The 15,062-nt window shown below is 66.1% G+C and carries 12 protein-coding genes and 1 tRNA gene; 10 read left to right on the top strand and 3 right to left on the bottom strand.

What is annotated here, in order from left to right; genetic code table 11:
• Positions 1-205: 205 nt before the first annotated feature.
• Both AC5Y5O_RS22050 and polA read right to left on the bottom strand, forming a co-directional pair.
• Positions 206-652, bottom strand: coding sequence for a DMT family transporter (locus AC5Y5O_RS22050; RefSeq protein ID WP_500027451.1), 447 nt, complete (start codon positions 650-652; stop codon positions 206-208).
• A gap of 26 nt (positions 653-678) precedes the next feature.
• On the bottom strand, positions 679-3,396 hold the full coding sequence (gene polA, locus AC5Y5O_RS22045) for a DNA polymerase I (protein WP_500027449.1): 2,718 nt from the start codon (positions 3,394-3,396) through the stop codon (positions 679-681).
• Positions 3,397-3,473: 77 nt separating this feature from the next.
• On the opposite strand from polA, the gene AC5Y5O_RS22040 reads away from it, so the two are divergent.
• Complete coding sequence (locus AC5Y5O_RS22040) at positions 3,474-3,929, top strand: Zn-ribbon domain-containing OB-fold protein (RefSeq protein ID WP_500027443.1); 456 nt, start codon at positions 3,474-3,476, stop codon at positions 3,927-3,929.
• Positions 3,926-5,128 (top strand): lipid-transfer protein, encoded by a 1,203-nt coding sequence (locus tag AC5Y5O_RS22035; protein ID WP_096287129.1) that lies wholly within the window; start codon positions 3,926-3,928, stop codon positions 5,126-5,128. Before AC5Y5O_RS22040 ends, AC5Y5O_RS22035 begins: the two co-directional genes overlap by 4 nt.
• 96 nt (positions 5,129-5,224) lie before the next feature.
• Here the strand turns inward: AC5Y5O_RS22035 and AC5Y5O_RS22030 are convergent, their stop codons facing one another.
• Positions 5,225-5,851, bottom strand: a complete 627-nt coding sequence (locus tag AC5Y5O_RS22030; RefSeq protein WP_500027438.1) for an ANTAR domain-containing response regulator — start codon at positions 5,849-5,851, stop codon at positions 5,225-5,227.
• A 112-nt stretch (positions 5,852-5,963) separates the two neighbouring features.
• Between AC5Y5O_RS22030 and AC5Y5O_RS22025 the strand changes: the two genes are divergently transcribed.
• The 8 genes from AC5Y5O_RS22025 (at position 5,964) to cydC (ending at position 15,052) form a co-directional block, all read left to right on the top strand.
• Positions 5,964-6,040, top strand: a tRNA-Leu gene (locus AC5Y5O_RS22025).
• A gap of 451 nt (positions 6,041-6,491) precedes the next feature.
• Positions 6,492-7,181, top strand: a complete 690-nt coding sequence (locus AC5Y5O_RS22020) for a hypothetical protein (RefSeq protein ID WP_500027435.1) — start codon at positions 6,492-6,494, stop codon at positions 7,179-7,181.
• 48 nt (positions 7,182-7,229) lie between these two features.
• Complete coding sequence (locus tag AC5Y5O_RS22015; protein WP_500027432.1) at positions 7,230-8,570, top strand: adenylate/guanylate cyclase domain-containing protein; 1,341 nt, start codon at positions 7,230-7,232, stop codon at positions 8,568-8,570.
• A 41-nt stretch (positions 8,571-8,611) separates the two neighbouring features.
• The gene (locus tag AC5Y5O_RS22010; RefSeq protein ID WP_423790875.1) at positions 8,612-9,193 is read left to right on the top strand and encodes an HdeD family acid-resistance protein; all 582 of its coding nucleotides are present in this window, start codon (positions 8,612-8,614) and stop codon (positions 9,191-9,193) included.
• 45 nt (positions 9,194-9,238) lie between these two features.
• Positions 9,239-10,693, top strand: coding sequence for a cytochrome ubiquinol oxidase subunit I (locus AC5Y5O_RS22005; protein ID WP_096287091.1), 1,455 nt, complete (start codon positions 9,239-9,241; stop codon positions 10,691-10,693).
• Positions 10,694-10,711: 18 nt separating this feature from the next.
• Positions 10,712-11,752, top strand: a complete 1,041-nt coding sequence (gene cydB, locus AC5Y5O_RS22000) for a cytochrome d ubiquinol oxidase subunit II (RefSeq protein WP_096287089.1) — start codon at positions 10,712-10,714, stop codon at positions 11,750-11,752.
• Positions 11,753-11,832: 80 nt separating this feature from the next.
• Positions 11,833-13,422 carry a thiol reductant ABC exporter subunit CydD gene (gene cydD / locus AC5Y5O_RS21995; protein ID WP_243393969.1) on the top strand — a complete coding sequence of 530 codons (1,590 nt, stop codon included), beginning with the start codon at positions 11,833-11,835 and terminating at the stop codon, positions 13,420-13,422.
• Positions 13,409-15,052: a thiol reductant ABC exporter subunit CydC gene (cydC, locus tag AC5Y5O_RS21990; protein ID WP_243393878.1), complete on the top strand. Its 1,644-nt coding sequence runs from the start codon at positions 13,409-13,411 to the stop codon at positions 15,050-15,052. The genes cydD and cydC overlap by 14 nt, the downstream gene beginning before the upstream one ends.
• Positions 15,053-15,062: the final 10 nt, after the last annotated feature.

Here is a 15,062-nt window from a genome sequence, read left to right as displayed (position 1 = left end):
AGGGATAAAACTGGGATTTAACTGATAAGGCTACTCGACAGGGCACACGCTGGACAAACTCGACCGGCGCGCCACGTCAGCCACGCCTAATATTCGGCCCGCGGCACCCTTCGCGCAACCCCGAATTTGACGTCGATTGTTGTCATCGTGCAGGTCCCGAAAACTCGCCGGGCCTGCGGTCGGGACGGCTGCGCCAGTCGCCTGGTCAGAACTTGGCGATCAGCACCACTCCGCCCACCATCAGCAGTCCGCCCAGGGCCCGCGGCAGCGTGATCGGATGATGATCCAGCCGTAACCAGCCGAAATGGTCGAGAAGCAGCGACATGATGAGCGCTGACGTGACGGTGAAGGCCATGAAGGTGCCGGCGCCGACCCGGTTGACCAGCGTCAGGCCGGCATAGACCTGAACCGCTCCGACCAGGCCACCGATCACAGCCCACCACGGCATCGACGCGATGTCCCGGGCGGTGGGCAGCGGTTTCGGCATCAACAGGAACGCGGCGACGAAGAAAACGGTAATGACCGCGAACGAAATCGCCGACGCGAGCCACGGGTTGATCATGTGCTTGTAGAGCTGGCCGTTCATGGCGGCACCGCAGGTCTGAAGCGCACCACCCAGGATGATGAACGGGATGATCCAGGCGGCGTTCATGCCACTCCTTCTTCTGGTGAGCGCTTCTAGTGCGCGGCGGCGTCCCAGGAGCGGCCGTAGCCGACGGAAACCTCGAGCGGGACGTCCAGCGAGTAGGCGGAGCCCATCTTGTCGCGCGCCAGCTTCTCGACCTGTTCCCGCTCGCCGGGCGCGATTTCGAACAGCAATTCGTCGTGTACTTGCAACAACATCCGGGATTTCAGCCCGGCCTCTTTGATCGCCTTGTCGACCTCGATCATCGCCACCTTGATGATGTCGGCCGCGCTGCCCTGGATCGGCGCGTTGAGTGCCGCCCGTTCGGCGGCCTCGCGCACGTTGCGGTTGCTGCTGTCCAGTTCGGGCAGGTAGCGCCGGCGGCCGAACACCGTGGAGGTGTAGCCGTCCTTGCGGGCCTGTTCGACGACGTCGCGCAGGTAGTCGCGGATGCCGCCGAACCGGGCAAAGTACTGGTCCATCTGGTCTTTGGCTTCTTCTGTCGAGATCTTGAGCTGGGCGGCCAACCCGTAGGCGCTCAATCCGTAGGCCAGCCCGTAAGACATCGCCTTGACCCGGCGGCGCAGCTCGGGCGTCACCTCCTCGATCGGCACCCCGAAGGCCCGAGAAGCGACGAATGAGTGCAGGTCTTCGCCGGTGTTGAACGCCTCGATCAGGCCCGCGTCCTGCGACAGATGCGCCATGATCCGCATCTCGATCTGGCTGTAGTCGGCGGTCATCAGCTCGGCATAGCTATCGCCCACCACGAACGCGTCGCGGATGCGCCGGCCCGCCTCGGTGCGGATCGGAATGTTCTGCAGATTCGGCTCGGTCGACGACAACCGGCCCGTCGCGGCGATGGTCTGGTTGAACGTGGTGTGGATGCGCCCGTCGGAGGCCACCGAATTCAGCAACCCGTCGACGGTGACCTTGAGCCGGGTGGCGTCCCGGTGGGCCAGCAGATGCTGCAGGAACGGATGGCCCGTCTTGTCGAACAGCGACTGCAGGGCGTCCGCGTCGGTGGTGTAGCCGGTCTTGGTGCGCTTGGTCTTCGGCATGCCCAGTTCGTCGAAGAGCACCGTCTGCAACTGTTTTGGCGAGCCCAGGTTGATCTGCTTGCCGATCACCTCGTAGGCCGCTTCGGCCGCGTCGCGGATCTGGTGCGCGAAATCGCTTTGCAGCTCGGACAGTTTCGGCAGATCCACCGCGATGCCGACGTGCTCGAGCCCGGCCAGCACGCGTTGCACCGGCAGCTCCATGCCCTCGAGCAGTGCGGTGGAGTTGATCCGGGCCAGCTCTTCGTCCAGCGCGTCGGCCAGATCCAGCACCGCCACGGCGCGCAGGATCAGCGTCTGCACCGCCTGGTCGTCCACGCCGTCGGAATCGTCGAGAAGCGAAAGCTGTTGCTGCTCAGCCGTTTCGGCGCGCAGCTCGCGCCGCAGATAGCGCAGCGACAGATCGTCGAGGGAGAAGCTGCGCTGCCCGGGCCGCACCAGGTAGGCCGCCAGCGCGGTGTCGGAGGTCACGCCGGCCAGCGTCCAGCCCCGCCCGGCGAGGTCGTGCATCGCCAGCTTGGCTTCGTGCAGGGCCTTGGGCGGGCCGGGATCGGCGAGCCAGGACGCCAGTGCCGCTTCGTCGTCGGGATCCAGCGTCGAGGTGTCGATGTAGCGACCCTCGCCATCGGCGGACACGATCGCCAGCGCGGTGGCGTCGGCGTCGTAGGCCAGGTGGGTGCCGACGACGGCCAGGCCGAACCGCTTGCCGGAGCTGTGTTCGGCCAGCCACACGGCCAGCTGACCGGGTTCGAGCGCGCCGCCGCGCACGTCGAATCCCTCGTCGACTTCGGGGTCCACCGAGGCGAGCGTTTCGAACAGCCGGTCGCGCAGCACCCGGAACTCGAGGTCGTCGAAGAGCCGGTGGATCTGGTCGCGATCCCATGGCAGCATCCGCAGCGTGTCCGGGGTTTGCGCCAGCGGCACGTCTTTAACGAGGTCGGTGAGCTCGCGGTTGCGGATGACGTTGGCCAAGTGCGCCCGCAGCGCGTCGCCGACCTTGCCTCGCACCGAGTCGACGTTGTCGACCAGACCCTGCAGCGACCCGTACTCGACGATCCACTTGGACGCGGTCTTCTCCCCCACGCCCGGGATGCCGGGCAGGTTGTCGCTGGGATCGCCACGCAGCGCGGCGAAGTCGGGGTACTGGGCAGGCGTCAGCCCGTACTTCTCGACGACCGCGTCCGGTGTGAAGCGGGTGAGTTCGCTCACGCCCTTGCGCGGATAGAGCACCGTCACGTCGTCGCTGACCAGTTGCAGGGAGTCACGGTCGCCGGTGACCACCAGGACCCGGTAGCCCTCGTTCTCCGCCTGGGTGGCCAGCGTCGCGATCAGGTCGTCGGCTTCGAAGCCCGGCTCGGCGAGCACCGTGATGCCCAGCGCGCCCAGCACTTCCTTGGTGATGTCGATCTGGCCGCGGAACTCGTCGGGCGTCTCCGACCGGCCGGCCTTGTACTCCGGGTAGCGCTCCAGCCGGAACGTCTGACGCGAGACGTCGAACGCCGCGGCGATGTGCGTCGGCGCCTCGTCGCGCAGCAAGTTGATCAGCATGGCGGTGAAGCCGTAGACCGCGTTGGTGGTCAGGCCGCCGCGGGTCTTGAAATTCTCCGCGGGTAGCGCGTAGAAGGCCCGGAAAGCCAGCGAATTGCCGTCCAGCAACATCAGTGTCGGTTTGGTCTGTTCCTCGGTCGCGACGGGCACGGCTCTCACTCTAGGCATCCGCTGTGACGAGTCACCCGCCCCCGCAGAACTGCAACACGTTTCAGTTTTGTGTTTGAGCTGGGTAGTCTGGCCGAGTGCCCGATGTCACCAGTACACAACCCGCGATCGACGGGTGGTTCGCCACCGACTCGACTCCTGACGGGGCCGCCCATCCCCATCTGATCGGCAGCAAGTGCCCCTCGTGCGGAACGTATGTGTTCCCGCCGCGGGAGAACAACTGCCCCAACCCGGCTTGTGCCAGCGACATCCTGGAGCCCGTCGCCCTGTCGACCCGCGGAACGCTGTGGAGCTACACCGAAAACCGCTATCCCCCGCCCGCGCCCTATCCCGCCGCGGACCCGTTCGAGCCGTTCTCGATCGCGGCGGTGGAGCTGGCCGACGAGGGAATCATCGTGCTGGGCAAGGTGGTCGAGGGCACGCTGGCCGCCGACCTGAAGGTCGGGATGCAGATGGAACTGACGACCATGCCGCTGTTCACCGACGACGACGGTGTCGAGCGCATCGTGCACGCCTGGAAGGTGGCCTCATGAGTACGCCCGAACCGCTGTACATCCTCGGCGCGGGGATGCACCCCTGGGGCAAATGGGGTCGCGACTTCACCGAGTACGGCGTCGTCGCCGCGCGCGCCGCGCTGGCCGAAGCGGGGCTGGACTGGCGGCAGATCCAGCTGGTCGCCGGCGCCGACACCATCCGCAACGGTTACCCGGGCTTCATCGCCGGGTCGACATTCGCGCAGAAGCTCGGCTGGAACGGCGTGCCGGTCAGCTCAAGCTATGCCGCCTGCGCCAGCGGTTCGCAGGCGCTGCAGAGCGCACGGGCCCACATCCTGGCCGGGTTCTGCGACGTCGCGCTGGTGATCGGCGCCGACACCACGCCGAAGGGGGCGTTCGCGCCGGTCGGCGGCGAACGCAAGAACGACCCCGACTGGCAGCGGTTTCACCTGATCGGCGCGATGAACCCGGTGTACTTCGCGCTGCTCGCGCGCCGGCGGATGGACCTGTACGGGGCGACGTCGGAGGACTTCGCCCAGGTGAAGGTCAAGAACTCGCAGCACGGCCTGCAAAACCCGAATGCCCGCTACCGCAAGGAATCTTCGGTCGAGGACGTGCTGGCCAGTCCGGTGGTCTCCGACCCGCTGCGTCAGCTCGACATCTGCGCCACCTCCGACGGTGCCGCGGCGCTGATCGTGGCGAGCGCGGACTTCGCGCGCAAGCACCTCGGCTCGCTCGACGGTGTGCCCTCGGTGCGCGCTGTCAGCACGGTGACACCGCAGTACCCGCAGCATCTGCCCGAATTGCCGGACATCGCAACGGATTCCACCGCCGTGGTGCCCGGACCCGAGCGGGTGTTCAAGGATCAGATTCTCGACGCGGCCTACGCCGAAGCGGGCATCGGGCCCGAAGACGTGAGCCTGGCCGAGGTCTACGACCTGTCCACCGCGCTCGAACTCGACTGGTACGAGCACCTGGGGCTGTGCCCCAAGGGTGAGGCCGAGCAGCTGCTACGCAGCGGCGCCACCGCCATCGGCGGTCGCGTGCCGGTCAACCCGTCCGGCGGACTGGCCTGTTTCGGTGAGGCCATCCCGGCTCAGGCGATCGCCCAGGTCTGCGAGCTGACCTGGCAGCTGCGCGGCCAGGCAACCGGCCGGCAGGTGGAGAACGCCACGGTCGGCGTCACCGCGAATCAGGGCCTGTTCGGCCACGGTTCATCGGTGATCGTGGCCCGTTAGCTGCTTCTCGTCCCGTCGAGTGTGCACTCAGGCCGCCCCTAGTTCACACTCGGCACCGCCACCGCACACTCGATGGGGCGAAGGGGCCTCGAGCGGCTAGCCGGACTCCTCGTCGGACTCGCCGCCGAGGGTTTCCAGCACGACCTCGGCCACCCGCTTCATCGTGGTCCGCCGATCCATGGCGGCCCGCTGAATCCACTTGAACGCCTCGGGCTCGGTCATGCCCTGCTTGGACTGCAGCAGGCCCTTGGCGCGCTCGACGACCTTGCGTGTCTCCAGCCGATCCGACAGCGTCGCGACTTCGCGTTCCAGCTCGGTGATCTCGCCGAAGCGACTGACGGCCAGCTCGATGGCCGGGATCAGGTCGCTGATCGTGAACGGCTTCACCAGGTACGCCATCGCCCCGGCATCGCGTGCCCGTTCGACGAGGTCGCGCTGGCTGAACGCGGTCAGCACCACGATCGGCGCGATGCGTTTGCTGGCTATCTCGGACGCGGCGTCGATGCCGTCACGGCGCGGCATCTTCACATCCATGATCACGAGGTCGGGCTTATGGAGCTCGGCCAGCTCGACGGCTTCCTGGCCGTCGCCGGCCTCGCCGACGATGTCGTAGCCCTCCTCTCGCAGCATCTCGGCCAAGTCCATACGGATCAGCGCTTCGTCTTCCGCGATCAGGACCCGGCGCGGCACAGCGGCGTCGGTGTCGGTCGTGGGGCCTGTCATGACAGACATTCTCTCGTGGATCGCGACAACCAGCGACATCGGGGGCGGTGAGAGCGGATGACGGCACCGATCCTCTATGGTGGGAGGCCGCAAAAGGTAAACACCAAGTAGAGCCCTCGTATCCCAACTGGCAGAGGAAACGGATTCAAAACCCGTCCAGTGTGAGTTCGAATCTCACCGAGGGCACCACGCAGACCGGAGCCAACCGGAGCCAAGATCGCGGTTGCGCAACGCCGCAATAACGCGTCAATCCCGAAAACAACACGGTTGGTTCGCGACACGTTTTCAGCTTGTTCAACAGACGTACAGTAAGCACGCTTTGCCCCGTTCACTCGGAATGGAGTTCGTCGTGTCGCGTTTTAGCAAACTGTTCGTTGCCATCGTTATTGTGCTGACCCCGCTCACCACTTCGGGATGCGGAAGCTTCTGCATTCCCGGCGGATCCTGCCTCAGCATTTAGGCTCGGCGCTATCCACCCCTGTCCGCAGGGGTGGATAGTCATTTCACGGGCCGCTAGATGACAACTGAGATCGCCTGTCCGCCAATATATTTCGGTCAAACCCTGGGTTACCGACGCCGACCTCAGTAATATTCGGGCGTGCCGCGACAGGCGGTGCCTTCTCGTGTGGGAGGTTGTGGCGTGGACCTGCGACGCAATCGCCAGGAAGCGTTGGCGGACATCGTCATTGAATTGGACGACCCCACCGAATTGTTCGCCGTCGACCCGCGGGCCCTGCTATCCGGCACGCACCGAATCGACAGTGGCATCGACGAACTCGTCGAATTGCTACTGGCCCAAAAGAAGCATTCCCGCATCCAACGCATCGTGCTCGACATCGCCGGAGAGTGCTCGGAGGAAGAAGCCCAGAACCTGGTGGCGTCGGTCCGCCGCTACGGCGAGTTGTCGGTACGCCGGGCCAACCGGCAGCACGACCTGATCTGGCGCCAGGGAATGCGGTCGCTGATCAGCGGCTCGGTGCTGTTCGTGGTCGGCATCGGACTGTCGTACCTCTTCACCCGCCCGATGGTGGGCGAAGTCGCCAGCGAGCTCCTCGGCAACGGCGTGTTCCTCGTCGTGGCCTGGGTCGGCCTTTGGTACCCGCTCGACGTGCTGTTCATCGCCCGGGAACAGGCGAAGCGCGAGGCCCGGGTATCGGCCACCATGGCGACCATGCCGGTCGTGGTCCAAAACCACGCCGGAGCGGTGCACGTCGCCCACCTGCCCGCGTTGCCGACGAAGCCGCCCAGTGGGCACCGATCGGGCCGCCTTCGTGACAAGCACATCCATCTGCGGGGCGCGCCGTCGACCGGGGCCCCCAGCCACAGTTAGCTCACCGCAGCGTTGGGGAATGTCCTGGCAAACGGTTACGCTCTTAACGTGGTGCCTAGGAAGTGCGGGGCCCCGCCAAACTCCTCAGATGGCTCGGCGCGACCGGACTGCAAAGCGGCGGTGCGGGCCGAGAATCGCGCCCGCAAAGAGCACTACGCCGATAGCCACGACCGTCGCGCCCGGGTGCTCAACATCAACGCGATGATGGCGGTAGTCGTCAGCCTGCTCTTCGGGATCCTGGGCATCTGGGCCGGGACCTTTGCCCAGCGAACCCAGGTGATCACCCTGATCGCCGCGATGATCTTCCTCACCGTCCCGTGGCTGCACCGTTTCGGGGAATTGGTTGCGCCGCTGACCTACATCGTCTCGGCGTATCTGGTCATCTTCGCCATCTGCTGGGAGGTCGGCACGGGTTCCGGCGTCCAGTACTACTACATCGCCAACGCGAGCCTGGTGGTGTTGCAGCTCGGGATCGAACGAATCGGCTTGGCCGCCCTGCTGGCGGGCATCGGTGCGGGGCTGGTGATCACCCTGCAGTTCCTGGTCCCCCGCTCGACCGGGCTCGAACAGCCCTGGGCCGAGCGGACGAGCTTTGTCATCACGACGGTCTCGGCCTGCACAATGGCGGTGGTGACGGTGTGGTTCGCGCTGCGCGACACCAAGCGCGCCGAAGCCGTCATGGAGTCGGAGTACGAGCGATCGGAAGCCTTGTTGGCCAACATGTTGCCGGCCAGCGTCGCCAACCGGCTCAAAGAACCCGAGCGTGACGTGATCGCCGACCGATACGACGAAGCCTCGGTGCTGTTCGCCGACATGGTCGGCTTCACCGAGCGCGCGAGCTCGACCGCGCCATGTGACCTGGTCAAGTTCCTCGACCGTGTCTACGGCGCTTTCGACGAACTGGTGGACAAGCACGGGCTGGAGAAAATCAAAGTCAGTGGGGACTCCTACATGGTCGTCAGCGGAGTCCCGCGGCCCCGGCCCGACCACGTGCAAGCACTGGCCGACTTTGCCCTCGACATGGTCGCCACGGCCGCGGAAATCAAAGACGCACAAGGACTTTCGGTGCCGCTACGAGTGGGCTTCGCTGCGGGCACCGTGGTCGCGGGCGTCGTGGGATCGCGGCGCTTCTTCTACGACGTGTGGGGGGACGCGGTCAATGTCGCGGCCCGGATGGAAGCGACGGACTCGGTGGGACAGATTCAGGTGCCCGAGGACGTGTACGAGCGCCTGAAGGACGAGTTCGTGTTGCGCGAGCGTGGCCGCATCGAGGTCAAAGGTAAAGGCGTGATGCACACCTGGTACCTGATCGGCCGCAAGCCGGCGGCTACCGTACCCGGTGAAATGGCCGCCGAGGAACCGCGAACGACGCACGGCGCCACGGTCTAAAGCCCCTATTTTCGGCTGCGCGGTTGTGCCACAGTGAGGCTATGCAGCCCACTGAAGTTCCAACCATGTTGCCGCATCTGTGGAAATCCACGCTGGTATCGGGAATCCTGACGCTGATCCTCGGTGTCCTGGTGCTGGCGTGGCCGGGAATCTCGGTCCTGGCCGCCGCGATCGCCTTCGGTTTCTATCTGCTGATTACCGGTGTCGCGCAAGTCGTATTCGCTTTCAGCCTGCATGTTTCGGCGGGCAGTCGGATCCTGCTGTTCGTCAGTGGCGCCGCATCGTTGATCCTGGCCGTGCTGGCATTTCGTCACTTCGGCCAGGGATACGCGGTCCTGTTGCTGGCCATCTGGATTGGCATCGGATTCGTCTTCCGTGGGGTTGCCACAACGGTTTCCGCGATCAGCGATCCGACGTTGCCGGGACGCGGCTGGTCGATCTTCGTGGGCGCGATCACACTGATCGCCGGCGTTGTCGTGCTGGCTTCTCCGTTCGCGTCGATCATCACACTGGCGATCGTTGTCGGCATTTGGCTGGCCGTCATCGGCGTCTTCGAAGTGATCGCGTCGTTCGGAATCCGCAAGGCCTCCAAAGAACTCGGCAATGGCGTCGGAAGCGCCTAACTACTACACTGCGTCGTAGAATGTTGCAGTCACGGGAGATGACGGATGAATGTCGTCGACATTTCGCGGTGGCAGTTCGGTATCACTACCGTCTACCACTTCATCTTTGTGCCGCTCACGATCGGCCTGGCCCCACTGGTCGCCGTCATGCAGACCGTCTGGGTGGCCACTGGTAATACGGCCTGGTACCGCCTGACCAAGTTCTTCGGCAAGCTGCTCTTGATCAACTTCGCGATCGGCGTGGCGACCGGGATCGTGCAGGAGTTTCAGTTCGGCATGAACTGGAGCGAATACTCGCGGTTCGTGGGCGACATCTTCGGCGCCCCACTCGCGATGGAGGGCTTGGCCGCCTTCTTCTTCGAATCCACCTTCCTGGGCTTGTGGATCTTCGGCTGGAGCAGGTTGCCGCGACTGGTGCACCTGGCCTCCATCTGGATCGTCGCAATCTCCGTCAACGTGTCCGCGTTCTTCATCATCTCGGCGAATTCGTTCATGCAGCATCCGGTTGGGGCGCACTACAACCCGGCGACCAAGCGCGCCGAGTTGGACAGCATCGGGGCGTTCCTCAGCAACAACACTGCCCGCGCGGCCTTTTCACACGCGGTCAACGGCTCGCTGCTGACCGCCGGCACCTTCGTCGCCGCGGTGAGCGCCTGGTGGCTGATTCGCGCGCAAAAGGCGGGCAACGTGGATCTCGGCACGGTGTTTCGTCCCGCGGCGATCCTCGGGTGTTGGGTTGCGCTGTTCGCCACCGTCGGGCTGTTCTTCACCGGAGACCAGCAGGGCAAGTTGATGTTCCAGCAGCAACCGATGAAAATGGCGTCGGCGGAATCGTTGTGCAACACCGAAACCGATCCGGACTTTTCGATCTTGACGGTCGGCTCGCACAACAACTGCGACAGCATCACCCGCGTGATCCAGGTGCCCTACGTCTTGCCGTTCCTCGCCGAGAGCAAATTCACCGGCGTGACACTGCAGGGCGTACGCGACATCCAGCAGGATTCGCAACGCAAGTTCGGGCCAAATGACTACCGGCCGAACCTATTCGTCACCTATTGGTCATTCCGCATGATGATCGGGTTGATGGCGATTCCGGTGCTGTTCGCGCTGGCCACCTTATGGCTGACCCGTGGCGGCCGCACCCCCACCCAACCGTGGTACTCCTGGTTCGCGCTACTGACCATCCCCACTCCGTTCCTGGCCAACAGCGCCGGATGGGTGTTCACGGAAATGGGCCGCCAGCCATGGATTGTGGTGCCGAATCCGACCGGTGACCAGCAGGTCCGTCTGACGGTCAGCCAAGGCGTATCGGATCACGCGTCTGGCATGGTCGTCACCTCGTTGGTGATATTCACCCTTGTCTACGCGGTGCTCGCGGTCATCTGGTTCTGGCTGCTGAAGCGCTACGTCGCCGAGGGGCCGATGGAACACGACGCGGAACCCGCACCGCCGAAAGCACCCGGCGATGACGAAGTGGCCCCGCTGTCGTTCGCCTACTGACCGGGAAAGAGTTGACCAATGGCGCTGCAAGAGTTGTGGTTCGGCATCATCGCCGTACTGTTCCTGGGCTTCTTCATCCTGGAGGGCTTCGACTTCGGCGTGGGAATGCTGATGGAGCCGTTCGCTCGGGTAAGCAGCGGCGATCCGGAAGTCCACCGGCGCACGGCGCTGAACACGATCGGCCCGGTGTGGGACGGCAACGAGGTCTGGCTGATCACCGCTGGCGCCGGGATGTTCGCCGCGTTTCCCGTTTGGTACGCGACGGTGTTCTCCACCCTCTACCTGCCGCTGTTGGCGATCCTGTTCGGCATGATCGTGCGAGCCGTGGCGATCGAGTGGCGCGGCAAGATCGACGACACAAAATGGCGTACCTTGGCCGATTTCGGGATTGCGATCGGCTCATGGCTGCCCGCCGTGCTGTGGGGTGTGGCGTTCGCCGTCCTGGTCCGCGGCCTGCCGGTGGACGCCAACGGCCACGTCCAGCTCTCCATCGGTGACGTGCTCAACGCCTACACACTGCTGGGCGGGGTGGCCACCGCCGGGCTGTTTTTGTTCTACGGCGCGGTGTTCGTCGCGTTGAAGACGGCGGGCGCGATCCGCGACGACGCGCACCGATTCGCCAAGCAGCTGGCACTGCCGGTCACGGGACTCGTTGGCGCCTTCGGGCTTTGGACGCAGCTGGCCTACGGCAAGGACTGGACCTGGCTGGTGCTGGCGGTGGCGGTCGTCGCACAGCTTGCGGCGGTGGCGCTGGTGTGGCGCCGCGTGTCCGACGGCTGGGCGTTCGCCAGCACCGTATTGGTCATTACGGCCGTGGTGATCCTGTTGTTCGGTGTGTTATATCCCAATTTGGTGCCCTCCACGCTGAACAAGCAGTGGAGCCTGACGATCTACAACGCGTCGTCGACGCCGTACACACTCAAGATCATGACGTGGGTGACCGCGTTCTTCGCCCCGCTAACGGTCGCGTACCAGGCCTGGACGTATTGGGTTTTCCGGCAACGGATCTCGACTGACCGGATACCTGCGTCGATCGGGCTGGCAAGGCGTCCGTCCTGAGCACACGCAACTCCCGGGCGCCCTTGGACCCGCGACTGTGGCGGGCATCGAGTGCGCTGCGTCGCTACCTGGCTGCCACGGTGAGCTGCGGAGTGGTGATCTCCGGCTGCACGATCGGCTCGGCGATCGTGCTGGCCGGCATCGTCGCGACCATCATCACCGATCCCCCGACTCGTGGTCTGCGCGGCTGGCTGGGACCGCTGTCGATTCTGTTGGCGCTGTGGGTCGTTCGCACGGTGACGCATTGGTTGCAGGCGCGCCTGGGCCAGCGCGGCGCCAGCGCGGTGATCGCCGATCTCAACGATCAGGTGCTGACGGCGGTCACCGCCCGGCAACCCAACGAGCTCGACGCGCAGCGGGACGCGGCCGCGGTTGTGGTAACCCGGGGCCTGGACGGCTTGCGTCCCTATTTCACCGGTTATGTGCCCACCCTGCTGCTTGCCGCGATCCTGACTCCGGCGACCGTGGCCGTGATCGCGCTCTATGACCTGAAATCGACGGTGATCGTGATGATCACGCTGCCGCTGATACCGATCTTCATGGTTTTGATCGGGCTCGCGACAGCGGAGCGATCAGCGGCCGCGCTGGCCGCCATGACCACGCTGCAGGGCCGGCTGCTGGACCTGATCGCGGGTATTCCCACGCTGCGGGCGTTAGGCCGCGCTTCAGGCCCCGAGCATCGCATCGCCGAACTCGCTGCGGCTCATCGCCGCTCGGCGATGGCGACGCTGCGCATCGCATTCCTGTCGGCCCTGGTGCTCGAATTGCTGGCCACCCTGGGTGTCGCGCTGATCGCGGTTGCTATCGGTCTGCGCCTGGTGGTCGGCGAGATGACGCTGAGCACCGGACTGACCGTGCTGCTGCTGGCACCCGACGTGTACTGGCCGCTGCGCCGCATCGGCGTGGAATTCCACGCTGCTCAAGACGGCCGGACCGCGGCCGACGAGGCGTTCGCGCTGATCGGCGACGACCCCGTGGCCGCAGAGCGCGATCGAACGGTCGTCGCGAGCGGAACGGAGATCCGGCTCGAGCAGCTCAGTGTCGCCGGCCGAGACGGCAATTCGCCCTGCGAGTTGACGACGGTGATCCAACCGGGCCGCGTCACGGTGCTGACCGGCCGCAACGGCGCCGGCAAGAGCACCACGCTGCAGGCGATCGCGGGACTCACGGTGCCGTCATCCGGTCGGGTCACCGTCGACGGGGTCGACGTCGCGGAGTTGGAGCGCAGCGCGTGGTGGCGGCAACTGTCCTGGCTGCCTCAGCGCCCCGTGCTGATCCCCGGCACGATCCGCGACAACCTGGCCCTGTTCGGCACGTTGAAAGACCCCGAATATGCTTGTGCCGCGGCCTGTTTCGATTCGGTGCTGGCCGAGCTGTCGGACGGGCTGGAGACGGTGCTGGGGCGTGACGGCGCCGGGCTGTCGCTGGGACAGCGCCAACGGCTGGGCCTGGCCCGCGCATTCGGGTCGCCGGCCCCGGTGCTGCTGCTCGATGAGCCCACCGCCCACTTGGACGCCAACACCGAGCAGCGGGTGCTGCGGGCCATTGTGCAGCGGGCACGCGCAGGGTCGACCGTCGTGGTCGTCGGCCACCGGCAGCCCGTCGTGGCGATCGGTGACCATGTGGTCGAGGTGGTTTCGGACGGCGAGGTGCGTTGTGCGCGAGTCTGATCCGCTCGTTACCGCGTCGAGCCTGTTGCGGCCGCGGCTGCCTCGCATCCTGGCCGCCATCGCGTTGGGAGTGCTGTCGCTGGGCAGCGCGCTGGCCTTGGCCGGAGTCTCGGCGTGGCTCATCACGCGGGCCTGGCAGATGCCGCCCATCCTCGATTTGTCCGTCGCGGTCGTCGCGGTGCGCCTGCTGGCGATCTCGCGCGGCGTGCTGCACTACTGCGAGCGACTGGTCACCCACGACACCGCGCTGCGCGCGGCCGGCTCCGCACGGTCGCAGATCTATCACCGGCTGGCGCACGGGCCGGCCGCGGTGGCCGTCCGGCTGCACAGCGGTGAGCTGGTGGCGCGCGTCGGCGCCGATGTCGACGAACTCGCCGACGTCCTGGTGCGCGCCCTGATCCCGATCGGTGTCGCATCGGTGTTGGCGGTGGCGGCAACGGTCGCGGTCGCGGTGATCTCGCCGGCGGCCGGCACGGTGTTGGCGATCTGCCTGCTGATCGCCGGGGTGGTGGCTCCCCTGCTGGCGGGCAGGGCCGCGGCCACGCAGGAAGAGGTTGCCCGCCAATATCATTCCGAGCGCGACACGGCGGCGATGATCGCCCTCGAGCACGCGCCCGAGCTTCGCGTCGCCGGTGCCCTGCCCGGCGTCATCGCAGAATCGCATCGTCGCCAGCTCCGCTGGAGTGATGCGCTGGACGCTGCCGCCAGGCCGGCCGCTCTGGCCGAGGCCATGCCGACCGCCGCGGTCGGAGCCAGCGTGCTCGGCGCGGTCGTCGCCGGCATCGGGCTCGCACACGTGGTCGCCCCGACCACCTTGGCCATCTTGATGTTGTTGCCGCTGTCCGCATTCGAGGCGATGACTCCCCTACCCGGAGCCGCTATTCAGTTGACGCGGTCACGGATCGCCGCGCGCCGTCTGCTCGACCTGGCGCCGCCGGTCCACGAGGCCGGACCCACATCCCCCGCGCCGACACCAACACCGGTCGGCACCGCGAGGTTGTCGGCCGACGTGGGATCCGGCCACACGCAGGCTTTGTCACACCGGGTGACCCTCGAGCTCGAGCCGGGCGCACGGTTGGCCGTCACCGGTGCCAGTGGCGCCGGGAAGACGACGCTGCTGATGACACTGGCTGGGCTGGTGCCGCCACTGCACGGCCACGCGATGTTGAACGGAACCGACGTGAGCCGGTTCGACGAGCGTGAATTGCCAGGCGCTGTCTGCTTTTTCGCCGAGGACGCACACATCTTTGCCACCACCGTTCGAGACAACCTCCTGGTCGCCCGCGGTGACTGCGGCGACGACGAACTGAGGGCAGCACTGGACGCGGTTGGCCTTGGCGACTGGCTCGCGAGTCTGCCCGGCGGGCTGTCGACGGTGCTGACCGGCGGCGCACACGCGGTCTCGGCGGGTCAGCGCAGGCGGCTGCTGCTGGCCCGGGCGATGCTGTCGCCGGCCCGCATCCTGTTGCTCGACGAGCCCACCGAACATCTCGACGCGGTCGACGCCGAGCGGATTCTGGCGGACCTGCTGACCCCGTCGTCCGGGCTGATGAGCAGGGAGCGGACGGTGGTGGTGGCCACCCATCACCTGCCCACGGCGGTGGACTGTCCCGAGCTGCGCATCGGGTAAGGCCCGGTTC

Source organism: Mycobacterium sp. NGS40 (genome assembly GCF_059812735.1).
This window is presented reverse-complemented; position numbering and strand designations above follow the sequence as displayed.